This window comes from Ramlibacter sp. bp-362, assembly GCF_054956735.1.
This window is the reverse complement of record NZ_JBUDXE010000016.1, coordinates 36,755-59,972: the sequence shown is the minus strand read 5'-3', so window position 1 is coordinate 59,972 and position 23,218 is coordinate 36,755. Positions and strand designations below refer to the sequence as shown.

Below are 23,218 nucleotides of genomic sequence, written 5' to 3'. Positions count from 1 at the left end.
TCGCGCCGTGGGCGAGTTCGACCTCATCGCGCGCTACTTCACCCGGCCGGCCCGGCGCAGCCCGCTGGGCGTGGGCGACGATTGCGCGCTGCTGCAGCCCGGCCCCGGCATGCAGCTGGCCGTCTCGACCGACCTGCTGCTGGAAGGCCGGCACTTCCTGTCCACGGTCGACCCGCGGGCACTGGGGCACAAGGCGCTCGCCGTCAACCTGAGCGACCTCGCCGCCTGCGGCGCGCAGCCCCTGGCCTTCACGCTGTCGCTCGCCCTGCCGCGGGTCGACGAGGCCTGGCTCGCCGCCTTCGCCGAAGGCCTGTTCGCGCTGGCCGACGCGCACGCCTGCGAGCTGGTGGGCGGCGACACGACGCGCGGCCCGCTCGCGATCAACGTCACCATGTTCGGCGAGGTGCCGGCCGGCCAGGCCCTGCTGCGCTCGGGTGCGCGGGCCGGCGACGACGTGTGGGTGAGCGGCACGCTCGGCGATGCGCGGCTCGCGCTGGAAGCCTTCCGCGGCACGGTGTCGCTGCCGTCCGCGGTGTTCGATGCCGCCCGGCAGCGCCTGGAGCGGCCGCAGCCGCGCGTCGCCCTGGGGCTCGCCCTGCGCGGCATCGCCACGGCCGCCATCGACGTGAGCGACGGGCTGGCCGGCGACCTGGGCCACGTGCTGGCGCGGTCGGGCGTCGGCGCGACGGTACAGGCCGCGTGCGCGCCCGGCCTGCTGGCCGCGCTGCAGCAGGGCCTGGCGCTGGCGCCCGAGCGCGTCGAGGCGCTGGTGTTCGCCGGCGGCGACGACTACGAGCTCGCCTTCACGGCGCCGCCGCAGCGGCGCGCGGCGGTGGAGGCCGCGGCGGCCGGCGCGCAGGTGCGCGTCACCCGCATCGGCGCGATCGAGGCGCAACCGGGGCTGCGGCTGGTGGATGCGGGCGGGCAGCCGCTCGCGCGCGACTTCGGCGGCTTCGACCATTTCGGCGCATGAAGCCCGCCTGGGTCCTGCTGGCCCTGCTGCTGGCGCCGGCGCTGCAGGCCGCGACCTTCCGCGCGACCGTGAGCCACGTCACCGACGGCGACACGCTGTGGGTGCGCCGCGCCGGCGGCGGCCCGCCGCTGGAGCTGCGCCTGCTGGACATCGATGCCCCGGAGGCCTGCCAGGCGTTCGGCCCGCAGGCAAAGCAGGCGCTGCGGGCGCGCGTCCTGCGCCGCGCCGTGGTGGTACGCACGCGCGGCCGGGACGACTACGCGCGCACGCTGGCGCAGGTGCAATGGCGCGGCGAGGACCTCGGGGCCTGGCTGGTGCGCAACGGCTACGCCTGGTCCGCGACCTTCCGCGGCAAGCCGGGACCGTACGCGGCGCTGGAGGCCGGCGCCCGCGCGGAGCGCCGCGGCCTCTGGGCGCAGCCGGTGGCGCTGGATCCCCGCCGCTTCCGCCAGCGTTTCGGCCGCTGCCGGTGAACGGCCCGCGCGCCGCCGCTACCATCCACGCATGTCCGACCTCGTCGTGAGCACCGAAGGAGCGCCGCGCCGCCCGACGGTCGCCTTCATGCTGTCGCATCCGGCGCACCTGGTGGCGCTGGGCTTCGGCAGCGGCCTGTCGCCCGTCGCGCCCGGCACCTGCGGCACGCTGTGGGCCTGGCTCGCCTTCCTCGCGCTGCGGCCCTGGTTCACGGCGGGCGAGATGGGCGAGCTGATCGTCGCGGCGATCGCGCTCGGCTGGTGGGCCTGCACGGTCACGGCGCGCAACCTGCGCGTGGCGGACCCGGCCGCGATCGTCTGGGACGAGATCGTCTGCTTCTGGATCATCCTGTGGCTGGTGATGCCCACCGGCTGGGCCGGGCAGTTGGCGGCCTTCCTGCTGTTCCGCTTCTTCGACGCGGTGAAGCCCGGCCCGATCCGCTGGGCCGACCAGCACTTCAAGGGCCAGGGCTGGCGCGGCGGCTTCGGCATCCTGGCCGACGACCTGGTGGCCGCCTTCTGCACGCTGTTCGTGATCGCGCTATGGCAGACCTTCGCATGAACACCCAGGCCCTGTGCGCGCAGCTGGCCGACGCGCTGCTGGCGAGCGGCCGGATGCTGGCCACCGCGGAGAGCTGCACCGGCGGCATGATCGCCGCCGCCTGCACCGACCTGAGCGGCTCCAGCCAGTGGTTCGAGCGCGGCTTCGTGACCTACTCGAACGCGGCCAAGACCGAGCTGCTGGGGGTGGATCCCGCCCTGATCGCGCAGCACGGCGCGGTGAGCGAGCTGGTGGCGCGCGCCATGGCCTTCGGCGCGGTGCGCCATTCGCAGGCACAGGTGGGCGTCGCCGTCACCGGCGTGGCGGGGCCGACCGGGGGCTCGCCGGACAAGCCGGTGGGCACCGTCTGGTTCGGGTTCCAGGTGGAGGGACGGCTGTCCAGCGAGATGCGGCGCTTCGACGGGGACCGCGCGGCGATCCGCGCCCAGACCGTGGAGCACGCCTTGCGCCGCTTGACCGACCTGGTCGGGTAGCGGCCGCCTTCAGGAATGCGCGCGGTGGGCGCGCTTGCGGCGGTTCACCAGGCCGGGCAGCAGGAAGGTGCGGCGCAGGCTCTCGGTGGCCGAGGCCGCGGTGGACTTCATGTCGTGACCGAGGCTGGCCAGTTCCTGGTCCAGTTCGGCGATGCGCTCGCTCCAGCGGCCGGTCTGCATCTGGTCCATCGCCAGCACCATCCGCAGGGCGAGCAGGTTGCGCACCAGGCGGGCGTTGCGGGGATCGGGATGGTTTGTCTCGTTCATCGTTGTCGTCTTCACTGCCCCTCCAGCATCGCCGCGCGGCGCGGTGCGTGGTGTCGGAACAGGGCGGTTGCGGGATGGGCTTGCATCGACCCCCTGCGTAGTACTCAGGCCCGCGACCCTGCCGCGCGGCCGCTGCCGCGGCAATGCAGGCAAAAGAGGTACAGGACGCCGGGCGCGGGGTCCAGCGCGGGCTCGTAGCGGTACCAGCCGCCGTCGCCGAGGCATTCGCGGCACGGCTGGGCCGGCGCGAGGGCCTGCTCTGCGGGCGGCTGCTCCACGGCAGGGGCAGCGAGGGCGGATTCGGACATGGCGTGTTGGGATCTGTGTCGCGATCCCGCCAAGCTACCGCGCTGGGGCGGAGGCGGCGTAGTCGCGACCGGGCGGGCCGCGTAGGAAACAGGCGCTACCGGTGGTTACGCTGCCAGCGCGGCCGCGGCCGTGACCTCCAGCTGGGCCAGCCGCTTGCGCATGCGCAGGACCTCGCGGTCCTTGCTGAGCAGCACGCAGCGGTGGGCGACGGCGAGGTCGATGAACTTCTGGTCGTCGGGGTCGCCGCAGGTGACCGGCGCCTTGGCCGCGGGCGCCGTCAGCCGCACGTGCCGGTCGAACTCCTCCAGCACGCTGGCGGCGGCGCCGCGATGGAAATGCACGCGCGGCGCGATCTTCGGGTAGTCCAGCACGCGCGCGAGTTCCTCGCGCATCGCGGCCGTCGCGATCCAGTGCAGCGTGCCGGCGGCCAGGCCTTCGTGCAGCCTGCGCACCCGCGGGTCGGCAAAGACCAGCAGGTCCAGCACGATGTTGGTGTCAAGGACCAGCTGCATGGTCCTTGCGCGCCGAGCCCGCCACCATGTCGAAGCGGAACAGGCGGCATTCGATGGGGCCGTTCCACATCGGCACGCGTCGCGACTCCTTCAGGCGCATGCGCGAGGGCAGCTTCGCGTCGGGCGAGAGCACCCAGGCCGTCCAGCCGGCGTAGTGGCGCTTCCAGTGGGCGGCCAGCTGCGCGAAAAAGTCGCCCGCGTCCTCCGTTTGCGCCCGCTCGCGTCCGCCGCGGCCGCGGCCAGCCACGCCGGCGGCCTCGATCCGTTCTCCGTAGGGCGGGTTGACCAGCATCACGCCGGGCCCGTCGCCGGGCGGCATGCGCTGCAGGGCGTCGCCGCCGCGCAGCTGCACGGCCTCGGCCACGCCGGCGCGCTGCGCGTTGCGCTGCGCGAAATCGACCATGCGGAAGGCGACGTCGCTGCCGAACACCGGCGCCGCCGGGGCGCGCCGCGCCGCCTGGGCCTCGCCCTTGAGCGCGAGCCAGTCGGCGGCCGTGTGCGGCTTCAGCCGCTCGAAGCCGAAGCGGCGCAGCAGCCCCGGGGCGATGTTGCAGGCGACCTGCGCCGCCTCGATCGCGATCGTGCCGCTGCCGCAGCAGGGGTCGTACAGCGGCACGCTGCCGTCCCAGCCGCTCGCCGCGATCATCGCCGCGGCCAGCGTCTCCTTCAGCGGCGCCTCGCCCTTGTCCTCGCGCCAGCCGCGCTTGAACAGCGGCTCGCCCGAGGTGTCGATGTAGAGCGTCACCGTGTCGGCGGACAGGTGCGCGAACACGCGCACCGCCGGCCGCTGCGTGTCGACGTCCGGGCGCACGCCGCCGCGGGCGCGGAAGCGGTCGGCCACCGCGTCCTTGATGCGCAGCGCCGCGAAGTTCAGGCTCTTCAGCGGGCTCTGGTGCGCCGTGATTTCCACCTTGAAGCTGTCGCGCGTGCCGAACCACTCTTCCCAGGGCACGGCCGCGGCGGCCTCGTAGAGGTCCTGCTCGGCGCGGTAGGGCAGGTGCGCCAGCTGCACCAGCACGCGCTGCGCGAGGCGGCTGTGCAGGTTGAGCTTCATCACCTCGGGCCAGGTCGCGAGCAGCTGCACGCCGCCGCGGGCGCTGCGCGGCTCGCGCGCGCCGCCGCCGCAGACGCGCGCCACCTCCTCGAGCAGGAAGGCTTCGACGCCGCCGGCGCAGGGCAGGAACAGTCGCAGGTCTCTCACAGGGCCTTCCGCAGGTTGGCCGGCGCGATGCGCAGCGCCTCCCGGTACTTGGCGACGGTGCGGCGGGCGCACTCGATGCCCTGCTCCTTGAGCATCTCGGAGATCTGGTTGTCCGACAGCGGCTTCGCCGCGTCCTCGGCGGCGATGATCTGCCGGATCAGCGCGCGCACGGCGGTGCTGGAGGCGTTGCCGCCGGTTTCCGTGCCGAGCGCGGAGCCGAAGAAGTACTTCAGCTCGAAGGTCCCGAAAGGCGTGGCCATGTACTTGTGGGTGGTCACGCGCGAGATCGTGGATTCGTGCAGGCCCAGCTCGTCCGCGATCTCGCGCAGCACGAGCGGCCGCATCGCGAGCTCGCCGTGGATGAAGAAGTTGCGCTGGCGCTCGACGATCGCCGTGGACACGCGCAGGATGGTGTCGAAGCGCTGCTGGATGTTCTTGATGAACCAGCGCGCCTCCTGCAGCCGCTGCTGCAGGGCGTGGTGGCCCTCGCCGCGGTGCGCCTTGAGCGCGCCGGCATAGACGTCGTGCACGCGCAGGCGCGGCAGCACGTCGGGATTGATCTGCACGCGGAACTGCGCGCGGGTGCCGCTGCCGGCCTGCGTGACGATCACGTCCGGCACCACCACGTTGCGCTCCACGTCGATGAAGCGCCGGCCCGGTTTGGGCTCCAGCCGCGTGATGAGCGCGATGGCCGACTTGACCTCTCCCTCGCTGCCGCCGCACATCTGCGCGAGACGCTTCACGTCGCGCTTCGCGAGCAGGTCGATCGGCTGCTGGCAGACCTTGATCGCGATCGGGCACAGCGCGTGGTCCGGCGCGTCGTCCTGCAGGGCGCGCAGCTGCAGCATCAGGCATTCGGCCAGGTTGCGCGCGCCCACGCCCGGGGGGTCCAGGTTCTGCAGCAGGCGCAGCGCCACGGTGAAGCGGTGCAGCAGTTCCTCCTGCTGCTCGTGGTCCTCCGCCGGCGCGAGGCTGGCGGCGATCTCCTCCAGCGCTTCCTCCAGGTAGCCGTCGTCGTTGAGCGACTCGATCAGGTAGCGCAGCGCGACCCGGTCCTCCTCCGACAGCCGCAGGGCCAGCGCCTGCCGGTGCAGCCAGGACTGCAGCGACTCGTTGCCGCGGGCCAGTTCGGTGGCATCGACGTCGTCTTCGCTGCCGTGCGCGTTGCTGCGCGGCGGCGCCTCGCCGCCCCATTCGCCGTCGTCGGGCACCGTCTCCGTGCTGCCGTCGCCGTCCCAGCTGGGATCGGCGTCCTCCGCCGGCGCGGCCGCGGCCTCGTCTGCCTCGTGCTCGCCGTCGTCGTCGCGCACGCGCGCGTCGCTGGTCGGGATGCCGAATTCCTCGCCGGATTCGTCGGCCTGCAGCTCCAGGAAGGGGTTCTCGTCCAGCATTTGCTGGACTTCCTGCGCCAGCTCCAGCGTCGACAGCTGCAGCAGGCGGATCGACTGCTGCAACTGGGGCGTCAGCGCCAGGTGCTGCGAAATGCGTAGAGACAGCCCCTGCTTCATGCTGCCGGCGGGGCCTACATGCGGAAGTGCTCGCCGAGGTAGACCCGGCGCACGTCGGCGTTGTTCACGATCTCGGCCGGCGTGCCCTGCGCCAGGACGCGGCCCTCGCTGATGATGTACGCGTGGTCGCAGATGCCCAGCGTCTCGCGGACGTTGTGGTCCGTGATGAGCACGCCGATGCCGCGCGACTTGAGGAAGCCGATGATGCGCTGGATCTCGATCACGGCGATGGGGTCGATGCCGGCGAAGGGCTCGTCCAGCAGGATGAACCGCGGCTGCGTCGCCAGCGCCCGCGCGATCTCCACGCGCCGCCGCTCGCCGCCGGACAGCGCCACGGCCGGCGAGTCGCGCAGGTGGTCCACCCGCAGGTCCTGCAGCAGCGCCGTCAGGCGCCGCTCGATCTCGGCGCGCGCCAGCGGCCGGCCGGCCTCGTCGCGCTGCAGCTCCAGCACGGCCCGCACGTTGTCCTGCACGTTGAGCTTGCGGAAGATCGAGGCTTCCTGCGGCAGGTAGGACAGGCCCAGGCGCGAGCGCCGGTGGATCGGCATGTGCTCCACGGCGCGGCCGTCGATGGCGATCTCGCCGCCGTCGCAGCGCACCAGGCCCACGATCATGTAGAACGAGGTGGTCTTGCCGGCGCCGTTGGGGCCCAGCAGGCCCACGACCTCGCCCTTGTCCACCTCCAGCGACACGTCCTGCACCACCTTGCGGCCGCCGTAGGACTTGCGCAGGTGCCGCGCTTCCAGCCGGCTCGCCACCGCCACCGGCGGCTGGGCCTGCACCGTCTCCGCGTCGCCCATCAGCGGCTCCCCGGCGGCAGGGTGGTGCTGGGACGCAGGCTGGCGGGCGGCGCCGCGGGCGTGGCCGGCGCCGAGGCGCTGGGACGCGGCGCGATCGTCGCGCGCACGCGGCCGCCCGGGTTGGACGGCGTCGCGCCGGCGATGGCGGCGCCCTCCACGGTGAACTGGTCGTTGCTGTTGTCGTAGACGATCACGGAGCCGCTGGTCTCGTCGCTCACGGTGGCGCCGCGCAGGCGCCGCATCTCCGCGCGGCCGATGAACTTCACGCGGTCGGCGCGGCCGTCGTACTCGATGGTCTCCGCCTCGCCCTCGATGGTCTCGTCCACCCCGTCGCGCTTCTGGCGGAAGTAGGCCTGCTTGCCCGGCGCCGCCGTGACGACGCCGAACTGGTAGCCCTCGGGGTCCTGCTTCACGGTCAGCTTCGCCCCGCGGATCACGATGGTGCCCTTGGTCACCACCACGTTGCCGGTGAAGACGCTCGTCTGCTTGAGGTCGTCGTAGCGCAGCGCGTCGGCCTCGACGTTCATGGGCTTGTTGCGGTCGGCCTTTTCGGCCGCGGCGGGCAGGGCCGCGGCGGCGAGGGCCAGCGCGAGGCCGGCGAGGAGAACGTTGTTCTTCATGAGGGCACGAATCTTGCTGGCATTGTAGCGAGCATGGACGAAAAAGCCCGCTCGCGCGGGCTTTGGACTGGCACGCGGGCGGCGTGCGTGCGGTTTGTCCGCCCTACTTGCCCCGGCGCACCTCGCCGACGAGGTAGTCGACGACCTGCAGGGCACGGTCCATGCTGCCGGCCATGGTGGCGTCGGTGTACCAGCGGCCCGCCACGCCCAGCGCGGGCACGCCGTCCACCTGGTACTGGTCCTGCAGCTGCTTGGCGCGGCGGGCCTTGGTGGAGACCGAGAAGGAGTTGTACAGCTCCTGGAACTTCGCGCGGTCGAGGCCGTTCTTCTGCGCGAAGGCGAGGATGCTGTCCTCGCGGTTGGTCGGCTGGCGCTCCACGTGGATCGCGTGGAAGACCTTGGAGTGGAGCTCGTCGACCTTGCCCATGGCCTCCAGCGTGTAGTACAGGCGCTGCTGCGGCACGAAGTCGTCGCGGAAGGCCACGGGCGCGCGGCGGAAGGCGACGTCGGCGGGGATGGTCTTGAGCCACGCGTTCAGCTTGGGCTCGAAGGCGTTGCAGTGCGGGCAGCTGTACCAGAAGAATTCGACGACCTCGATCTTGCCGGCCGGCGCTTCCACGGGCGCCTTCGTGTCGAGGGCGCGGAAGTCCTTGCCCTCTTCCGGCCGGCGCTGCGCCGATGCCACGCCCGGCCAGCCCAGGGCGGAGGCGCCCAGCACACCGGCCGTGGCGGCCGCAAACTCGCGTCGTTTCATTTCCTTGGTTCTCCTTGAACTGCGTCAGAGCGGGCGCGCCGGGGGATGGTTCCTCCGCCTGGCGGCGCGGCGCTACCGCTGGACGCGCACCAGCGCGGTGTCGAAGCCGCCGGCGTCCAGCTTTTCCTTCTGGCGGTCGGCGTCGTCCTTGCTGTTGAACGGGCCCACGCGCACGCGATAGACCTGCCGGCCCGACTGCTCGCGCTCGGTCACCTTGGCCTCGATGCCCATGAGGGACAGCTTGGCGCGCTGCGCCTCGGCGTCCTCCGGCGTGCGGAAGGCGCCGGCCTGCACGAAGTAGATGAAGGGGTCGTTGCCGCCGCCGGCGCGCGCCGCGGCGAGGTCGCCCAGCGGGTCGGCGGGCGCCGGCCGGCCCAGCACCGCCGGGGCGTCCGGGCCCTTGTCGCGGCCCTTTTCGGCTTCCTTCGTCGCGCCCGGGGCCGACTCCGAGGCCTTGGCCGCCGGGGGCGGCATCGCGATGCCCGGGGCGGGCGGCAGGGCCTTGGCCGGGTTCTTGCCGTACAGGGGCGCGTTGGGATCCCAGTTCTGGTTCTTGCGCGACTCCGCCGCGTCCTGTTCCGCGGAGCGGCTGGGGCCCTTGTTCAGGAACGGGACGGGCACCTTGGTGACGTAGACCGCCACCGCGAGGGCGGCGGCGAGGCCCAGGACCACCCCGATGATGATGCCGACGAAGACGTTGCCGCTTTGCTTGTGTTTCATGCTCACATCTTGTGCGGGGCACCCACCCCGAGCACAGCCAGGCCATTGTGCAACACCTGCGCGCAGGCGGCCACGAGGGCCAGGCGCGCCAGCTTCAGCTTCTCGTCGTCCACCAGGATGCGCTCGCTGTCGTAGTAGCTGTGGTAGGCGGCGGCCAGCTCGCGCAGGTAGAAGGTGACGTCGTGCGGCGCGAAATCGGCCGCGGCGGCGGTGAGCATCTCCGGGTAGCGCGCCAGCTGCAGCATCAGGTTCAACGCGGCGGGGTGCTCCAGGGACGACAGGTCGGCGCCGGCCAGCGTCGCCGGGTCGCCGCCCCAGGCGGCCAGCACCGAGCTGATGCGGGCGTGCGCGTACTGCACGTAGTAGACCGGGTTGTCGTTGTTCTGCGCCAGCGCCAGGTCGACGTCGAACACGTATTCGGTGTCGGGCTTGCGCGACAGCAGGAAGAAGCGCACGGCGTCCTTGCTGGTCCACTCCACCAGGTCGCGCAGGGTCACGTAGCTGCCGGCGCGCTTGGAGATCTTCACCTCCTCGCCGCCGCGCATCACGCGCACCATGGTGTGCAGCACGTAGTCGGGGTAGCCCTCGGGGATGCCGACGCCGGCGGCCTGCAGGCCCGCGCGCACGCGGGCGATGGTGCCGTGGTGGTCGGTGCCCTGGATGTTCACCACCTTGGTGAAGCCGCGCTCCCACTTGCTGATGTGGTAGGCGACGTCGGGGACGAAGTAGGTGTAGCTGCCGTCGCCCTTGCGCATCACCCGGTCCTTGTCGTCGCCGTAGTCGGTGGACTTCAGCCACAGCGCGCCGTCCTGCTCGTAGGTCTTGCCGGCGTCGCGCAGGCGCTGCACCACGGCGTCGACCTTGCCGCTGGTGTAGAGGCTGGACTCGAGGTAGTAGTTGTCGAAGCGCACGGCGAAGGACTGCAGGTCGAGGTCCTGCTCGTGCCGCAGGTAGGCCACGGCGAACAGGCGCATGCCGTCGAGGTCCTCGACGTCGCCGCTGGCGGTGAACTCGCGGTCGTCCGACTTGACCGTCTTCCTCGCGAGGAAGTCGTCGGCGATGTCCTGGATGTAGTCGCCGTTGTAGGCGGCTTCCGGCCAGCCGGCGTCTCCGGGCTTGAGGCCGCGGGCGCGCGCCTGCACGCTGGTGGCGAGCGTCTGGATCTGCACGCCGGCGTCGTTGTAGTAGAACTCGCGCCAGACGTTCCAGCCCTGCGTGGCGTAGAGATTGCAGATCGCGTCGCCCAGGGCCGCCTGGCGGCCGTGGCCCACGTGCAGCGGTCCGGTGGGGTTGGCGGAGACGAATTCCACGAGCACGCGCCGGCCGTGCAGCGGCTGCTGGCCGAAGCCGGCGCCGGCGGCCAGCACTTCGCGCACCACCTGCTGCTTGGCGGCGGTCTTCAGGCGGATGTTCAGGAAGCCGGGTCCGGCGATCTCGACCGCATCGACCCATTGGCCGAAGGCCGGCGTGGCCAGCAGGCTCTCGCGCAGGGCTTCCGCGACCTGGCGCGGGTTGCGCTTGAGCGGCTTGGCCAGCTGCATCGCCGCGGTGCAGGCCAGGTCGCCGTGCGCGGCCACCTTGGGCAGCTCGAACGCCGCCTTCGCCCCCGCCCCCGGCGACAGCTGTTCCAGCCCGGCCGCGAGCGCGGCGAGCAATTCCTGTTTGGCTTGGAGCATCGGGGGATTTTAAGTGGCGGGGTCGGGTGGGGTTCGGCGTCGGGAAGGGGGGATGCGGTGGGGTTCGCTCCGCTCACCTTCCGCGGCGTTGCCGCGCCACCCTACGCGGGCCCGGCCCTCCGCCGCCGTAGGGTGGCGCGGCGGCACGCCGCGGAAGGTGAGCGCGAGCGAACCCCACCGGTTCACCGTCCGCCGAAGCCCCGCGCGAGGAAGACCGCGGCCAACGGAATGACGGGGATGATGTGCGCCTGGAGCATCACCAGCTTGCGCACCTTGCGCACCTCCTCCGGCGCCGGCAGCGCGCCCGAGGCGCGCAGCGCCTTGCGCCAGCGGATGAAGCGCAGCGTCGGCACGATGGAAATGAGCGCCGCGAGCAGGAACAGCCCGATCTTCACGTGCAGCAGCCAGTTGCCCCAGTACCAGAACGCGCCCTTGGCGCCCAGGTAGATCCGCAGCAGCCCCGTCGCCAGCACCGTCACCGCGGCGATGCCGTAGATGCGGTCCACCCGCACCAGGCGCTCGACGATGTCGGCGTTCATCCACTCGGGCCGGCAGATCGCCGCCTCGCTGCTGATGAAGACGACCAGGGCCAGGATGGCCGAGATGTGCAGGAAGGCGAGGATGGCTTCTTGGGTCATGGCTTGGGGCCCGCGCGCCAGAACTGCGGCTGGGCGTAGTGGTCCTTGAGGTAGTCGATCCACAGCCGCACCCGCAGCGGCAGGTGCTTGCGCTGCGGGAACACGATGTAGATCCCGTTGGGCGGCGCCGCGAATTCCGCCAGCACCTCCACCAGGCGGCCGTCGGCGATCTCCTGCTCGACCTCCCAAGTGCTGCGCCAGGCGATGCCGTAGCCTTGCAGGCACCAGCCGTGCAGCACCTGCCCGTCCGAGCAGTCGAGCGGCCCGCCCGGCTTCAGGTGCACCAGCTCGGGCTCGCCGCCCTCGCGCGGCAGCGAGAACGCCCAGCCGCGGGTCTGCGAGGCATCGCTGGACAGCGTCAGGCAGTCGAACTTGAGCAGGTCTTCGGGACGCGCAGGCGTGCCGTGCCGGCGCAGGTAGTCGGGCGTGGCGACGCACAGGCGCCGGTTGTCCGCCAGCCGCACGCTCACGAGCGAGGAGTCGGGGAAGTCGCCCACGCGCACGGCGCAGTCGAAGCCCTCGCCGGCCAGGTCGACGACCCGGTCGCTCAGGTTCAGCGAGATCGTCACCTCCCGGTGCAGCTCGCGGAAGCGCGGGATCAGGGGCGCCACGTGGCGGCGGCCGAAGCCGGCCGGCGCCGTGATGCGCAGGTGGCCGGCCGCCTTGACGCCGCCGGCGCTGACGCTGGCCTCGGCGTTGGCCAGGTCGGCCAGCAGGCGCTGGCAGTCCTCCAGGAAGGCGCTGCCCTCGTGCGTGAGCGTGATGCGGCGCGTGGTGCGCACCAGCAGCTTGACGCCCAGCCGCTCCTCCAGCGCGTCGAGCCGCCGGCCCATGATCGCCGGCGCCACGCCCTCGGCCCGGGCGGCGGCCGTCAGGCTGCCCTTGGTGGCGACCGAGACGAAGGATTCGAGCTGCTTGAGCTTGTCCATGGCGCGCCGATCATACGGGCGGGTCAGCCCCGATGGCATGCTAACGCCCGGCGGCTACACTCGGCGGCGAACACAACCGTCGGAGACAGACATGGACTTCCCCCTTCGCGCGCACCGCCTGCTGCAGGGCATGCTCGCCCTCGCTTCCCTGGCCGCGCTGGCCGGCCCCGCCCGCGCCGACGTGCTCGACGACGTCAAGGCCCACGGCGTGCTGAAGTGCGGCGTGACGCTGGCCGCCCCGGGCTTCTCGGCGGAGGACAACAGCGGCAAGCGCACCGGCTTCGACGTTGACCTGTGCAAGGCGATCGCCGCGGCGACGCTGGGCGACGAGAACAAGATCCAGCTGCAGCCGATGGACCTGAAGACCGCCTTCGCCACGCTGCCGGCCGGCGGCGTCGACGTGCTCACGCACCGCTTCACGTGGACGCAGAGCCGCGACATCGGCGGCCTGAAGTTCCCGAAGGTGATGTTCTTCGACGGCCAGGGCTTCGCGGTCACCACCAAGTCCAAGGCCAACAAGATCAGCGACCTGAACGGCGCGACCATCTGCACGGCGCAGGGCAGCACCTCCGAGCTGATCGTGGCCGACTACTTCCGCGCCCGCAAGCTCAAATACAAGATCGTCACCTTCGCCTCGCAGGAGCAGGCCTGGGACGCCTTCGTCGCCAAGCGCTGCGACGCCGCCATCAACGACCGCTCGGGCCTCGCCGCGCGCCTGGCCAAGCTGCCGAACCGCGACGAGTTCAAGGTGCTGGCCGAGACCGTCTCCAACGAGCCGATCGGCCCCATCGTCGCCCAGGGCCAGCCGCGCTGGGAGGCGCTGGTGCTGTTCACGCTCAACGCGCTCGTGGCCGCCGAGGAAATGGGCGTGACGCAGGCCAACGTGGACACGATGCTCAAGTCCGACAAGCCCGAGATCCAGCGCCTGCTGGGCATCACCGGCGACTTCGGCACCAAGATGGGCGTGTCCAACGACTACGCCTACAAGGCCATCAAGGCCGTCGGCAACTACGGCGAGATCTGGGACCGCAACGTCGGTCCCAAGACGCCGCTGCGCCTGGAGCGCGGGCGCAACGCCCTGGTCGCCAACGGCGGCCTGATGATGTCCGTGCCGGTGCGCTGATGCGGCGATGAGGATGTCCCGCGCCGTTCTCCGCGAACGGCTGCCGGGCTACGTCGGCCAGGCGGTCCTGCTGGCCGTCGTGGCCTGGCTCGCTTTCGCCGGCCTCTCCAACTTCCGCGCCAACCTCGCGCAGCTGCGCGTGGCGAGCGGCTTCGACTTCCTGCACGTGCAGGCCGGCTTCGAGATCGCGCAGGCGCTGGTGCCCTTCAAGGCGGGCTCGACCTACCTGGACGCGGTGGTCGTCGCCACGCTCAACACCTTGCTGGTGGTGGCGCTGTCGGCGGTGCTGGGCACCATGATCGCGCTGCTGGTCGCCTTCGGGCGCCTCACCGAGCAGCCGCTGGTGCGCGGCGCCTGCGGCGTGTACGTGGAGGTGTTCCGCAACATCCCGCTGCTGCTGCAGATCTTCTTCTGGTACTTCTCGGCGCTGGCGGTGCTGCCCCCGGTCTCCGACAGCCTGCAGTTCGGCGGCATGCTCCTGAACAACCGCGGCCTGTTCCTGCCCTGGCCCCACTGGGTCGACGGCGCGCTCGCGCTCGACATGCCGGCCGCCGAAGGCTTCAACGTGGCCGGCGGCCTCGCGCTGCTGCCGGAGCTGGTGGCGCTGACGCTGGGCCTCGCCATCTACAACAGCGCCTTCCTCGCCGAGATCTTCCGCGCCGGCATCCAGTCGGTGCCGCGCGGCCAGTCGGAAGCGGCGGCCAGCGTGGGCCTGGGCGGCGCCCGCGCCGCGCTGCTGGTCGTGCTGCCGCAGGCGCTGCGGCTCGCGCTGCCGCCGGCGGCTGGCCAGTACCAGTCGCTCGCCAAGGCCTCGTCGCTGGCCGCGGCGATCGGCTACCCGGACATCATGCAGATCGTCGGCGGCACCGTGCTGAGCCAGACCAGCCAGGCGCTGGAAGCGATGACGCTGGTGGTGCTGCTCTATGCCGCGATCAACCTCGCGATCGCGCTGGCCGTGAACTTCGCCAACTGGCGCCTGCTGCGCCGCCAGGCACGCTGATGGCCGACTACCTGCGCGCCCTCCCGCTAGCTGCGCGGCCGGCCCCGGTGACGGTGCTGCCGGCGCGCGCCCGCTGGATGCGCCTGTGGTTCCCGACGCCCGCGATGGGCGTGCTGACCGTGCTGCTGGCGGCGCTGCTGCTGTTCCTGGCATGGAAGTTCCTGCAATGGGGCCTGCTGCGCGCGCACTGGACGGGCGCCAGCAGCGAAGCCTGTCCCGACACGCAGGGCGCGTGCTGGGCCTTCGTCAGCGCACGCTGGAAGCCCTGGCTGGTCGGCGGCTATCCGCAGGAGCAGCTGTGGCGCGCCTGGACGGCTTTCGGCCTGTTCGCGGCCTTCTGGACCTGGGCGGTGCGGCGGCGGCCCGATGCGGACCCCGGCCGCGTGCTGTGGGGCTTCGTGCTGCTGCCGGTGGTGCTGGGCGCGCTGCTGCTCGGGGGCGGCCCGCTCGCCTTCGTGCCGCCGACGCGCTGGGGCGGCCTGCTGCTGACGCTGGTCGCGACGCTCGTCACCTTCGCCACCGCGCTGCCGCTGGGCCTGCTGTTCGCCCTGGGCCGGCGCTCGCGCATGCCGGTGGTGCGGGCGCTGTGCGCCGGCTTCGTCGAAGGCATGCGCAGCGCGCCGCTGCTGGCGCTGCTGTTCATCGCGGCGACGCTGCTGCCCATGTTCCTGCCGCCGGGGTGGAACGTCGACCTGTTCACGCGTGCCCTGGTCGCCTTCGCGCTGTTCAATGCCGCGATGGCGGCGGAGGTGTTCCGCGGCGGCCTGCAGACCGTCGGCCAGGGACAACTGGAGGCCGCCGCGGCCGTGGGCCTGGGCGACTTCGCGGCGCTGCGCCTCATCGTGCTGCCGCAGGCGCTGGCCGCCGTGGTGCCGGCGCTGGTCAACATCATGATCGCCGTGATCAAGGAAACGACGCTGCTGTCGGTGATCGGCCTGAACGACCTGCTCGGCGCCATCGAGAACGGCGCCAAGTCGCCCGAGTGGACGGGCGACGCCAACATCCTCACTTCCGGCCAGGTGTTCCTGGCCCTGGTGTACCTCGCCGTGTGCTACGGGCTGTCGCGCTACAGCCGCCGCCTGGAGTCGCGCCGGTGAAGAACGAACGGGACCCCATGACCGCCTCCCCCGCCGCCGACGAACCCGTGGTCCGCATGCGCGGCATCAACAAGTGGTACGGCGCCTACCATGCGCTGCGCGACATCGACCTGGCCGTGCGGCCGGGCGAGCGCATCGTGATCTGCGGGCCGTCCGGCTCGGGCAAGTCCACGCTGGTGCGCACGGTGAACCTGCTGGAGGCCTTCCAGCAAGGCAGCCTGCGGGTCTGCGGCATGGACGTGGACGCCGACGCGATCACGCGCGCCACCCGCCTCGCGGTGAACCGGCGCGTGGGCATGGTGTTCCAGCAGTTCAACCTGTTCCCGCACATGAGCGCGCTGCAGAACTGCACCGTCGGCCCCGTGTGGGGCGCGGGCGTGCCGCGGCGCGAGGCGCAGGAGCGCGCCATGCACTATCTCGAGCGCGTCGGCCTGCAGCACCTGGCCGAACGCTACCCGGCGCAGCTCTCGGGCGGCCAACAGCAGCGCGTGGCGATCGCGCGCGCGCTGTGCACCCGGCCCGAGGTGGTGCTGTTCGACGAACCCACCGCCTCGCTCGACCCCGAGATGGTCCACGAGGTGCTGCAGGTGATGGAGAGCCTGGCCGGCGAAGGCATGACGATGATGATCGTCACCCACGAGATGGGCTTCGCGCGCCGCGTGGCCGACCGCGTGATCTTCATGGACCAGGGGCAGGTGATCGAGGTCGCCGGCCCCGCCGATTTCTTCGAGCGCCCGCAGAGCCCCCGCCTGCAGGCCTTCCTGGGCCAGGTGCTGCCGCACTGAGCCCCTTTCCCCTTTCGTTCACAGGAGTCCCGCATGACCGTCATCGACGTCCACACCCACATGTTCACCACGAAGTGGCTCGAACTGCTGAAGGAGAAGGGCGGCATCTACAACATCCAGACCCGCCCCGACGGCCAGCGCGAGATCTTCCGCGGCAACACGCCCGTGGTGCTGCCGCAGAAGGGCCACTTCGACTGGAAGCTGCGCATCCAGCACATGGACGAGGCCAAGGTGGACGTGTCCGTCGTCTCGCTCACCTGCCCCAACGTGTACTGGGGCGGCGAGGAGGTGAGCGTGCAGGCCGCGCGCGAGGCCAACGACAACGTCGCCGAGGCGCAGTCCGCTTACCCCGACCGCATCCGCTGGTTCGCCTCGCTGCCCTGGGAGTACCCGCAGCGCGCCGTGGAGGAACTCGAGCGCAGCTGCGCGAAGGGCGCCGTCGGCGTGATGGTGCTGGCCAACGTCTCGGGCAAGAGCCTCACGGACCCGATGTTCGCGCCGGTCTGGAAGGAGATCGACCGCCGCGGCCTGCCCGTGCTGGTGCACCCGACCGACCCGCCGGGCGTGGACATGATGGACATGACCAAGTTCGACCTGAGCTGGTCCGTGGGCTTCATGTTCGACACCACGCTGGCGATCACGCGCATGATCTTCGAGGGCTTCTTCGACGCTTACCCCAACCTCAAGGTGATCGCCTCGCACGGCGGCGGCACGCTGCCGTATCTCGTGGGCCGCTTCGAGAAGGGCGACGAGGTCGAGCTGCCGCAGCGCCGGCAGATGAAGCGCAAGCCGACCGACTACCTGCGCCACATCTACTACGACTGCATCACCTACAACCTCGGTGCGCTGCAGTACCTGGTCTCGGTCGTGGGCGCCGAGCACGTGATGTTCGGCACCGACTGGCCGCACTGGGTCCACGATACGAAAGGCGCTTTCACGAATACGGCTGCGCTGCCGGAAGCGCAGATGCGGGCCATTCGTTCCGGCAATGCGGAACGCATTTTCAAGTTCTGAGAAACAGGCCCGATTGCGCGCGCGCGGGTCAGGGATTCCGATCTTTTGCAGTGCACAATGAAGAGCTGACTTCCCTCTAAAGTACGGCCATGGACCAACCCATGGCAGTGCTCTTCGATGCGTACGGGACGCTCTTCGACGTGTACAGCGTCGGCGCGCTCGCGGAACGCCTCTTCCCCGGCCAGGGCGCGGCGCTGTCCGTGCTCTGGCGCGACAAGCAGATCGAGTACACGCGCCTCGTCACGACCAGTGACGACGGCGCGCACTACCGCCCCTTCAGCGAACTGACGCGCGCCGGCCTGCGCTACGCGTGCAAGCGCCTGGCGCTGGAGCTCACGGCCGAACGCGAGCAGCGGCTGATGGACGCGTACCAGCACCTGTCCGCGTTCCCGGAGGTGCGCGAGGTGCTGCAGGCGCTGCAGGCACACGGCATCCCGACCGGCATCCTGAGCAACGGCGACCCGGCCATGCTCGAAGGCCTGGTGCGCAACGCCGGCCTCGACACCCTCCTCGGCCACGTGCTCAGCGTCGACACCGTCCGCAAGTACAAGACGCATCCCGAGGCCTACCGCCTCGGCACGCAGGCGACCGGCCTCGCGCCCGCCGACATCCTCTTCGTGAGCTGCAACGGGTGGGACGCGCTGGGCGCCACCTGGTTCGGCTTCCGCACGCTGTGGATCAACCGCTACCGGCTCCCCTTCGAGGAGCTGGGCACGCAACCCACCCGCACCGGCTCCACGCTGCGCGACGTGCTCCCCTTTTTCGATTCCTTGACTCTGGAGAAATCCGATGACCAGCAGAACCAGCGTGCACGGCCTGGAGGTGGATAGCGCACTCGCGCGCTTCCTCGACGAACAAGTGCTGCCCACGGTGGGCGTCGATGCCGGCGCCTTCTGGCGCGGCTTCGCCGCCATCGTGCGGGAGCTGTCGCCGAAGAACGCGGCGCTGCTCGCCGAGCGCGAGCGGCTGCAGCGCGAGATCGACGCGTGGCACAGGAAGAACCCGGGCCCGATCCGCGACACGGCGGCCTACCGCGGCTTCCTCGAGAAGATCGGCTACATCGTGCCGGCCGGCGAGCCGGTGCAGGCGAGCACCGCCGACGTCGATGCCGAACTCGCCCTGCAGGCCGGCCCGCAGCTGGTGGTGCCCATCCTGAACGCGCGCTATGCGCTCAACGCGGCGAACGCGCGCTGGGGTTCGCTGTACGACGCCTTCTACGGCACCGACGTGATCCCCGAGACCGGCGGCGCCGACAAGGGACCCGGCTACAACGAGGTGCGCGGCGCGCAGGTCATCGCCCGCGCGCGCCAGGTGCTGGACCAGGCGGCACCGCTGGCGAGCGGCTCGCATGCGGACGCCACGGCCTACCGCGTCGAGAACGGCCGGCTCGCGGTGCAGCTGAAGGGCGGCGCGTCCACCGGCCTCAAGGATGCGGCGAAGTTCGTCGGCTACCGCGGCGATGCCGGCGCGCCTTCGTCCGTCCTCCTGCGCAACAACGGCCTGCACCTGGAAATCGTCATCGACCGCGGCAGCCCCATCGGCGCCGGCGATGCGGCCGGCGTGAGCGACGTGATCGTGGAAGCGGCGCTCTCCACCATCCTCGACCTCGAGGACTCGATCGCCGCCGTCGACGCCCACGACAAGCTGCTCGCCTACCGCAACTGGTTCGGCATCCTGCAGGGCACGCTGACCGAGCAGGTGAACAAGGGCGGCAAGAGCTTCACGCGCGGGCTGAACCCGGATCGCGTCTACACGAAGCCGCAAGGCGGCGAGCTGCGCCTGCACGGGCGGTCGCTCCTGTTCCTGCGCAACGTCGGCCACCTGATGACCAACCCCGCGATCCTGTGGAACGGCGGCCAGGAGGTGTACGAAGGGATCATGGACGCGGTGATCACGACCGCGATCGCCATGGTGGACCTGCAGGGCAAGGGCGCGAACGGCATCCGCAACTCGCGCGCAGGCTCCGTCTACATCGTGAAGCCCAAGATGCACGGCCCGGCCGAAGTGGCCTTCGCCTCCGAGCTGTTCGGCCGCGTGGAGCAGCTGCTGGGCCTGCCCGCGAACACGGTGAAGCTGGGCATCATGGACGAGGAGCGCCGCACCAGCGTGAACCTGCAGGCCTGCATCGCCGAGGCGGCCGCGCGCGTCGCCTTCATCAACACGGGCTTCCTCGATCGCACCGGCGACGAGATCCATACCGACATGCACGCCGGGCCGATGATCCGCAAGGGCGACATGAAGTCCACCGCCTGGATCCAGGCCTACGAGCGCAGCAACGTGCTGGTGGGCCTGGCCTGCGGGCTGCGCGGACGCGCGCAGATCGGCAAGGGCATGTGGGCCATGCCGGACAAGATGGCGGCGATGCTGGAACAGAAGATCGTCCATCCGCGCGCCGGCGCCAACACGGCCTGGGTGCCGTCGCCGACGGCGGCCACGCTGCACGCCCTGCACTACCACCAGGTGGACGTCGCGGCGCTGCAGGAGGAGATGGAGAAGCTCCCCTTCGGCCAGGCGGAACGCGACCAGCTGCTGGAAGGCCTGCTCACGGTGCCGGTCGCCGCGGAGGCGCACTGGAGCGCCGAGGAGCGCCAGCAGGAACTGGACAACAACGTGCAGGGCATCCTCGGCTACGTCGTGCGCTGGATCGACCAGGGCGTCGGCTGCTCCAAGGTGCCCGACATCCACAACGTGGGCCTGATGGAGGACAAGGCGACGCTGCGCATCTCCAGCCAGCACATCGCCAACTGGCTGCTGCACGGCGTCGTGACGAAGGAGCAGGTGCTCGCGACCTTCCAGCGCATGGCCGCCGTGGTGGACAGGCAGAACGCGGGCGACCCGGCCTACCGGCCGATGGCGGGGAACGGGGACAGTTCCGCGGCCTACCGCGCCGCGCTGGACCTGGTGTTCCAGGGCTGCGAGCAGCCCAGTGGCTACACCGAGCCGCTGCTGCACGCCTGGCGCGCGAAGGTGAAGGCCGCGGCGCGCTGCTGACGCCGGCGCGGGCACCGGCCGCGCTCGTCGGCCGGGCGCGCCCGCCTATCAGCCTTTCTTCGTAACAGGCGTGACCAAGGCCGGCGCGGCGGGCCGGGCGCCGGCCCGCTGCGTAGAGTGGCCGCTGTCATGGTCCCTCTCACGGAAACTGCAGCTCGCTGCATGGCGCTCGCGATCGCGGCCGCGCCCGCGATGGTGGGGCGCGCCGTGGACCAGGCGGTCGCCGCGTTGCAGCTGGAGGAAGACCGCTGCCCCGCGATGGCGCAGCGCCAGGTGCTCGCCGACGCCTGGCTGGAACTGATGCGCCGCAAGGCCGACTGGGCGCGGCGCTTCCCCGAGCTGCTGCAGGCAGCGCCCGCGCCCACACCGCCGCGCGCGCCCGCGCAGGAGTCCGGCGCGGATCCCGCCGGCGGACTCGCGCTGCTGGACGACGAAGCGCTGGCCGGCGAGATCGAAAGCGCGCGCGTGCTGCAGCTGCTCGCCCCGGCGCTGGAGCGGCCCCTGGCCGAACTGGACGCGCTCATGAGCAGCGCGCTGGGCCTGGAGGTGGTCCAGCCGGAACGCAATCCCCTGCGGCCCGAGGTCTTCGCGCTGGCGCTGCGCGAGTTGATGCAGCCGGCGCCGCAGCCCCCGGCCGGCAAGCTGTGGACGCAGCATCTCGTGCCCTCGCTGGCAACCGAGATCGCGGCGCTGTACGACGAGGTGCTGAAGCTGCTGCACGACGCGCGGCTGAACGCGGCGAGCTACCGGCTTCTCCCGAGCGCGTCCCCGCCGGGCAAGGCGACTGCGCCGACGCCCTCGCCGGCCCCGGTGGCGCACGCAGGCGGCGCAGCGGGCGCCACCGGCCCGCAGGAGGCCGCTGCCCCTGCGTCCTGGACGACCACGGGCCCGCTCGGCGGCGCTTCCTGGGCCGACCTGTCGCGCGTCGAACTGGCGGACGAACTGTTCCAGCATTTCCTGTTCTCGCGCACGCCGCCCTCCAGCCAGCCGCTGGCGCCGGCGTACTACGAGAAGGTGCGGCAGGACGCGGCCGGGGCGGCGCCGGAGGGCGACGAGCCCTACGATGCCGAGGCCGTGCAGCGGCACCGCGCCCTGCCTCCCGTGGAGCGGCCGCACCGCCCCGTCACCACCACGCGCAGCCTGGACGACACGGCCTGGGGCCGCTGGGCCGCGGCCCGGGAACGCGCGCAGCACCGCGCGCGCCTGAAGGCCGAAGCGCGCCAGGTCGGGCAGGTGCTGGGCCTGGAGGTCGTGCGCAAGCTGGTGGACCAGGTCGCGCGCGACCCGCGCCTGCTGGCACCGGTGCGCGAGGCCGTCGTCGCCCTGGAGCCGGCCCTCGCGAAGCTGGCCCTGGTCACGCCTCGCTTCTTCGCGCAGGAGGACCACGCGGGCCGGCGCCTGGTCGAGCGCGTGGCCGAGCGCAGCTTCCGCTACAACGACGAGTTCGCGAGCGACTTCCAGGACTTCTTTGCCGGCGTGCGTTCCGTCTTCCATGCGCTGAACGAAGGCGAGGTGCGCGACGAGCAGCCCTTCGCGGAGGCCCTGCAGGCGCTGGAGGAACGCTGGGCCGGCGAGGACGCGCTCGGCCACGAGGGCCGGCAGGTCGCCGTCGACGCGATGCACTTCGCGGAGACGCGGGCCGCCGAGGCGGCGCAGGTCGCGCGCACGCTGGCGCAGCGCGCCGACCTCGAGGGCGTGCCCGCGGTGGTGCAGGACTTCCTGTTCGGCCCCTGGTCGCTGGTGATGGCGCACGCGCGCCTCACGGACCCGCAGCGCCAGGTGGACCCCGGCGGCTGGAACGCGGTGGTGCCGGAGCTGCTGTGGAGCGTCAAGCCGGAGCAGACCCTGCGCGACCCGGCGCGCCTGTTCACCCGGGTGCCGGGCATGCTGGAGCGCCTGCGCGCCGGCCTGCAACTGGTCGGCCAGGATCCCTCGCAGCACGCGAACTTCTTCCACGCGCTCGAGCGGCTGCACCGCCCCGTGCTCAAGCTGCGGGCGCAGTCGCGCAAGGCGAGCCCGCCGGTCGCGGCGCCGCCGCAGCTCGATCCCGCCCTGCTCTCCACCGAAAGGCAGCAGCCGCCGGCGCCGGCGGCGACGCCCTGGCTCACGCCCGGCGAGCTGCAGGCGGCCGGCTTCGAGGAGGAGCCCGCCAGCGGGCCGGTGCCGCTGGAGACGGGCGCCGGCGAGGCGCCCGATGCCGCCGCCATCGTCGAGGGCCTGCACCAGGGTTCGTGGGTCGACCTGTGCTCGCGCGGCCACTGGCGCCGGGCCAGCCTGAACTGGGTGAACCAGCGCGCGACGCTGTTCATGTTCGTGAGCCACGGCGGCCAGCCCCATTCGATGACGCGGCGCAGCCTGGAGCGCCTGGTGCGCAGCCGCATGCTGCGCCCCGTGGATGCCGGCGCCGTCGTGCCGCGCGCGATCGAGGCGCTGTCGCAGCGCGCTCCGGCCCCCGCCGGGCGCGCGGCGCAGCCGCGGCACGAGGAACAGGTCGCGGCCTGATCCGACGCCGGCCCGCCACCCGGCTGGGTACACTCCGCCGGTGCATCCGAACCCCCCGCCCGCCGATGCCCGCATTTGCCCGCTCTGCGGCGCCGCCAACCGCTGCGCCATGGAGCTGGAACGCGCGACGGGCGTGAAGCAGGACGCCTGCTGGTGCACGCGGCTGGATTTCAGCGCCGAGCTGCTGGCCCGCGTGCCCGCCGAGGCGCAGCGCCTGGCCTGCATCTGCCCCGCCTGCGCCCAGGGCGCCCGTCGCGCGTGAGCGAAGCGCTGCAAGCCGGCTCGCCGGCC

General features: G+C 71.9%; 25 protein-coding genes. 13 read left to right on the top strand and 12 right to left on the bottom strand.

Going from position 1 to position 23,218, the window contains the following annotated elements; translation table 11 throughout:
• The first annotated feature begins 7 nt into the window (after nucleotides 1-7).
• From thiL to ACY0MJ_RS18960, 4 genes are read left to right on the top strand one after another with little or no spacing between them, the layout of a single operon-like run.
• Nucleotides 8-973, top strand: coding sequence for a thiamine-phosphate kinase (thiL, locus tag ACY0MJ_RS18975; protein ID WP_462640105.1), 966 nt, complete (start codon nucleotides 8-10; stop codon nucleotides 971-973).
• Nucleotides 970-1,446 carry a thermonuclease family protein gene (locus ACY0MJ_RS18970; protein ID WP_462640104.1) on the top strand — a complete coding sequence of 159 codons (477 nt, stop codon included), beginning with the start codon at nucleotides 970-972 and terminating at the stop codon, nucleotides 1,444-1,446. Before thiL ends, ACY0MJ_RS18970 begins: the two co-directional genes overlap by 4 nt.
• A gap of 31 nt (nucleotides 1,447-1,477) precedes the next feature.
• Nucleotides 1,478-2,008 (top strand): phosphatidylglycerophosphatase A family protein, encoded by a 531-nt coding sequence (locus tag ACY0MJ_RS18965; RefSeq protein WP_462640103.1) that lies wholly within the window; start codon nucleotides 1,478-1,480, stop codon nucleotides 2,006-2,008.
• Nucleotides 2,005-2,481 (top strand): CinA family protein, encoded by a 477-nt coding sequence (locus ACY0MJ_RS18960; protein WP_462640102.1) that lies wholly within the window; start codon nucleotides 2,005-2,007, stop codon nucleotides 2,479-2,481. The genes ACY0MJ_RS18965 and ACY0MJ_RS18960 overlap by 4 nt, the downstream gene beginning before the upstream one ends.
• A gap of 9 nt (nucleotides 2,482-2,490) precedes the next feature.
• Here the strand turns inward: ACY0MJ_RS18960 and ACY0MJ_RS18955 are convergent, their stop codons facing one another.
• The 12 genes from ACY0MJ_RS18955 to ACY0MJ_RS18900 all read right to left on the bottom strand — a co-directional run bounded on the left by ACY0MJ_RS18955 (nucleotide 2,491) and on the right by ACY0MJ_RS18900 (nucleotide 12,415).
• Nucleotides 2,491-2,748 carry a hypothetical protein gene (locus ACY0MJ_RS18955; RefSeq protein ID WP_462640101.1) on the bottom strand — a complete coding sequence of 86 codons (258 nt, stop codon included), beginning with the start codon at nucleotides 2,746-2,748 and terminating at the stop codon, nucleotides 2,491-2,493.
• Between the two features lie 104 nt (nucleotides 2,749-2,852).
• Nucleotides 2,853-3,056, bottom strand: coding sequence for a hypothetical protein (locus ACY0MJ_RS18950; protein WP_462640100.1), 204 nt, complete (start codon nucleotides 3,054-3,056; stop codon nucleotides 2,853-2,855).
• Nucleotides 3,057-3,161: 105 nt separating this feature from the next.
• On the bottom strand, nucleotides 3,162-3,569 hold the full coding sequence (locus ACY0MJ_RS18945; RefSeq protein WP_462640099.1) for a PIN domain-containing protein: 408 nt from the start codon (nucleotides 3,567-3,569) through the stop codon (nucleotides 3,162-3,164).
• Nucleotides 3,553-4,770, bottom strand: a complete 1,218-nt coding sequence (locus ACY0MJ_RS18940) for a THUMP domain-containing class I SAM-dependent RNA methyltransferase (RefSeq protein WP_462640098.1) — start codon at nucleotides 4,768-4,770, stop codon at nucleotides 3,553-3,555. The genes ACY0MJ_RS18945 and ACY0MJ_RS18940 overlap by 17 nt, the downstream gene beginning before the upstream one ends.
• Nucleotides 4,767-6,278 (bottom strand): RNA polymerase factor sigma-54, encoded by a 1,512-nt coding sequence (locus tag ACY0MJ_RS18935; RefSeq protein ID WP_462640097.1) that lies wholly within the window; start codon nucleotides 6,276-6,278, stop codon nucleotides 4,767-4,769. The genes ACY0MJ_RS18940 and ACY0MJ_RS18935 overlap by 4 nt, the downstream gene beginning before the upstream one ends.
• A 14-nt stretch (nucleotides 6,279-6,292) precedes the next feature.
• Nucleotides 6,293-7,078, bottom strand: a complete 786-nt coding sequence (gene lptB, locus ACY0MJ_RS18930; RefSeq protein WP_462640096.1) for an LPS export ABC transporter ATP-binding protein — start codon at nucleotides 7,076-7,078, stop codon at nucleotides 6,293-6,295.
• Nucleotides 7,078-7,698, bottom strand: coding sequence for a lipopolysaccharide transport periplasmic protein LptA (lptA, locus tag ACY0MJ_RS18925; RefSeq protein WP_462640095.1), 621 nt, complete (start codon nucleotides 7,696-7,698; stop codon nucleotides 7,078-7,080). Before lptA ends, lptB begins: the two co-directional genes overlap by 1 nt.
• Before the next feature lie 103 nt (nucleotides 7,699-7,801).
• Complete coding sequence (locus ACY0MJ_RS18920; protein ID WP_462640094.1) at nucleotides 7,802-8,452, bottom strand: thiol:disulfide interchange protein DsbA/DsbL; 651 nt, start codon at nucleotides 8,450-8,452, stop codon at nucleotides 7,802-7,804.
• A 72-nt stretch (nucleotides 8,453-8,524) separates the two neighbouring features.
• A complete protein-coding gene (locus tag ACY0MJ_RS18915; RefSeq protein ID WP_462640093.1) occupies nucleotides 8,525-9,172 on the bottom strand; it encodes an SPOR domain-containing protein in 648 nt (215 codons plus the stop codon).
• Nucleotides 9,173-9,174: 2 nt separating this feature from the next.
• On the bottom strand, nucleotides 9,175-10,848 hold the full coding sequence (gene argS / locus ACY0MJ_RS18910; protein ID WP_462640092.1) for an arginine--tRNA ligase: 1,674 nt from the start codon (nucleotides 10,846-10,848) through the stop codon (nucleotides 9,175-9,177).
• Between the two features lie 182 nt (nucleotides 10,849-11,030).
• Nucleotides 11,031-11,486, bottom strand: coding sequence for a DUF2214 family protein (locus ACY0MJ_RS18905; protein WP_462640091.1), 456 nt, complete (start codon nucleotides 11,484-11,486; stop codon nucleotides 11,031-11,033).
• A complete protein-coding gene (locus ACY0MJ_RS18900; RefSeq protein WP_462640090.1) occupies nucleotides 11,483-12,415 on the bottom strand; it encodes a LysR family transcriptional regulator in 933 nt (310 codons plus the stop codon). Before ACY0MJ_RS18900 ends, ACY0MJ_RS18905 begins: the two co-directional genes overlap by 4 nt.
• Before the next feature lie 91 nt (nucleotides 12,416-12,506).
• On the opposite strand from ACY0MJ_RS18900, the gene ACY0MJ_RS18895 reads away from it, so the two are divergent.
• From ACY0MJ_RS18895 to ACY0MJ_RS18855, 9 genes are all read left to right on the top strand, one after another.
• Nucleotides 12,507-13,538: an amino acid ABC transporter substrate-binding protein gene (locus ACY0MJ_RS18895; RefSeq protein ID WP_462640089.1), complete on the top strand. Its 1,032-nt coding sequence runs from the start codon at nucleotides 12,507-12,509 to the stop codon at nucleotides 13,536-13,538.
• A gap of 7 nt (nucleotides 13,539-13,545) precedes the next feature.
• Complete coding sequence (locus ACY0MJ_RS18890) at nucleotides 13,546-14,538, top strand: ABC transporter permease subunit (protein WP_462640088.1); 993 nt, start codon at nucleotides 13,546-13,548, stop codon at nucleotides 14,536-14,538.
• A complete protein-coding gene (locus tag ACY0MJ_RS18885) occupies nucleotides 14,538-15,635 on the top strand; it encodes an amino acid ABC transporter permease (RefSeq protein ID WP_462640087.1) in 1,098 nt (365 codons plus the stop codon). The genes ACY0MJ_RS18890 and ACY0MJ_RS18885 overlap by 1 nt, the downstream gene beginning before the upstream one ends.
• Nucleotides 15,636-15,652: 17 nt before the next feature.
• Nucleotides 15,653-16,420, top strand: coding sequence for an amino acid ABC transporter ATP-binding protein (locus tag ACY0MJ_RS18880; RefSeq protein WP_462640086.1), 768 nt, complete (start codon nucleotides 15,653-15,655; stop codon nucleotides 16,418-16,420).
• A 33-nt stretch (nucleotides 16,421-16,453) separates the two neighbouring features.
• Complete coding sequence (locus ACY0MJ_RS18875; protein WP_462640085.1) at nucleotides 16,454-17,434, top strand: amidohydrolase family protein; 981 nt, start codon at nucleotides 16,454-16,456, stop codon at nucleotides 17,432-17,434.
• Between the two features lie 89 nt (nucleotides 17,435-17,523).
• Nucleotides 17,524-18,264, top strand: a complete 741-nt coding sequence (locus tag ACY0MJ_RS18870; RefSeq protein WP_462640084.1) for a haloacid dehalogenase type II — start codon at nucleotides 17,524-17,526, stop codon at nucleotides 18,262-18,264.
• The gene (locus ACY0MJ_RS18865) at nucleotides 18,224-20,425 is read left to right on the top strand and encodes a malate synthase G (RefSeq protein ID WP_462640083.1); all 2,202 of its coding nucleotides are present in this window, start codon (nucleotides 18,224-18,226) and stop codon (nucleotides 20,423-20,425) included. Before ACY0MJ_RS18870 ends, ACY0MJ_RS18865 begins: the two co-directional genes overlap by 41 nt.
• A gap of 129 nt (nucleotides 20,426-20,554) precedes the next feature.
• Nucleotides 20,555-22,927 (top strand): DUF1631 family protein, encoded by a 2,373-nt coding sequence (locus tag ACY0MJ_RS18860; RefSeq protein ID WP_462640082.1) that lies wholly within the window; start codon nucleotides 20,555-20,557, stop codon nucleotides 22,925-22,927.
• A gap of 40 nt (nucleotides 22,928-22,967) precedes the next feature.
• Entirely contained in the window at nucleotides 22,968-23,189 is a 222-nt protein-coding gene (locus ACY0MJ_RS18855) for a cysteine-rich CWC family protein (RefSeq protein ID WP_462640081.1), read from the top strand.
• The last annotated feature ends 29 nt before the right edge of the window (nucleotides 23,190-23,218 follow it).

Excerpts from the sequence above, each read along its gene's own strand:
- ACY0MJ_RS18970 (WP_462640104.1), top strand. The coding sequence starts at position 970 with ATGAAGCCCGCCTGGGTCCTGCTGGCCCTGCTGCTGGCGCCGGCGCTG.
- ACY0MJ_RS18965 (WP_462640103.1), top strand. The coding sequence starts at position 1,478 with ATGTCCGACCTCGTCGTGAGCACCGAAGGAGCGCCGCGCCGCCCGACG.
- ACY0MJ_RS18960 (WP_462640102.1), top strand. The coding sequence starts at position 2,005 with ATGAACACCCAGGCCCTGTGCGCGCAGCTGGCCGACGCGCTGCTGGCG.
- ACY0MJ_RS18955 (WP_462640101.1), bottom strand. The coding sequence starts at position 2,748 with ATGAACGAGACAAACCATCCCGATCCCCGCAACGCCCGCCTGGTGCGC.
- ACY0MJ_RS18950 (WP_462640100.1), bottom strand. The coding sequence starts at position 3,056 with ATGTCCGAATCCGCCCTCGCTGCCCCTGCCGTGGAGCAGCCGCCCGCA.
- ACY0MJ_RS18945 (WP_462640099.1), bottom strand. The coding sequence starts at position 3,569 with ATGCAGCTGGTCCTTGACACCAACATCGTGCTGGACCTGCTGGTCTTT.
- ACY0MJ_RS18935 (WP_462640097.1), bottom strand. The coding sequence starts at position 6,278 with ATGAAGCAGGGGCTGTCTCTACGCATTTCGCAGCACCTGGCGCTGACG.
- lptB (WP_462640096.1), bottom strand. The coding sequence starts at position 7,078 with ATGGGCGACGCGGAGACGGTGCAGGCCCAGCCGCCGGTGGCGGTGGCG.
- lptA (WP_462640095.1), bottom strand. The coding sequence starts at position 7,698 with ATGAAGAACAACGTTCTCCTCGCCGGCCTCGCGCTGGCCCTCGCCGCC.
- ACY0MJ_RS18920 (WP_462640094.1), bottom strand. The coding sequence starts at position 8,452 with ATGAAACGACGCGAGTTTGCGGCCGCCACGGCCGGTGTGCTGGGCGCC.
- ACY0MJ_RS18915 (WP_462640093.1), bottom strand. The coding sequence starts at position 9,172 with ATGAAACACAAGCAAAGCGGCAACGTCTTCGTCGGCATCATCATCGGG.
- argS (WP_462640092.1), bottom strand. The coding sequence starts at position 10,848 with ATGCTCCAAGCCAAACAGGAATTGCTCGCCGCGCTCGCGGCCGGGCTG.
- ACY0MJ_RS18905 (WP_462640091.1), bottom strand. The coding sequence starts at position 11,486 with ATGACCCAAGAAGCCATCCTCGCCTTCCTGCACATCTCGGCCATCCTG.
- ACY0MJ_RS18900 (WP_462640090.1), bottom strand. The coding sequence starts at position 12,415 with ATGGACAAGCTCAAGCAGCTCGAATCCTTCGTCTCGGTCGCCACCAAG.
- ACY0MJ_RS18895 (WP_462640089.1), top strand. The coding sequence starts at position 12,507 with ATGGACTTCCCCCTTCGCGCGCACCGCCTGCTGCAGGGCATGCTCGCC.
- ACY0MJ_RS18890 (WP_462640088.1), top strand. The coding sequence starts at position 13,546 with ATGAGGATGTCCCGCGCCGTTCTCCGCGAACGGCTGCCGGGCTACGTC.
- ACY0MJ_RS18885 (WP_462640087.1), top strand. The coding sequence starts at position 14,538 with ATGGCCGACTACCTGCGCGCCCTCCCGCTAGCTGCGCGGCCGGCCCCG.
- ACY0MJ_RS18880 (WP_462640086.1), top strand. The coding sequence starts at position 15,653 with ATGACCGCCTCCCCCGCCGCCGACGAACCCGTGGTCCGCATGCGCGGC.
- ACY0MJ_RS18875 (WP_462640085.1), top strand. The coding sequence starts at position 16,454 with ATGACCGTCATCGACGTCCACACCCACATGTTCACCACGAAGTGGCTC.
- ACY0MJ_RS18870 (WP_462640084.1), top strand. The coding sequence starts at position 17,524 with ATGGACCAACCCATGGCAGTGCTCTTCGATGCGTACGGGACGCTCTTC.
- ACY0MJ_RS18865 (WP_462640083.1), top strand. The coding sequence starts at position 18,224 with ATGACCAGCAGAACCAGCGTGCACGGCCTGGAGGTGGATAGCGCACTC.
- ACY0MJ_RS18860 (WP_462640082.1), top strand. The coding sequence starts at position 20,555 with ATGGTCCCTCTCACGGAAACTGCAGCTCGCTGCATGGCGCTCGCGATC.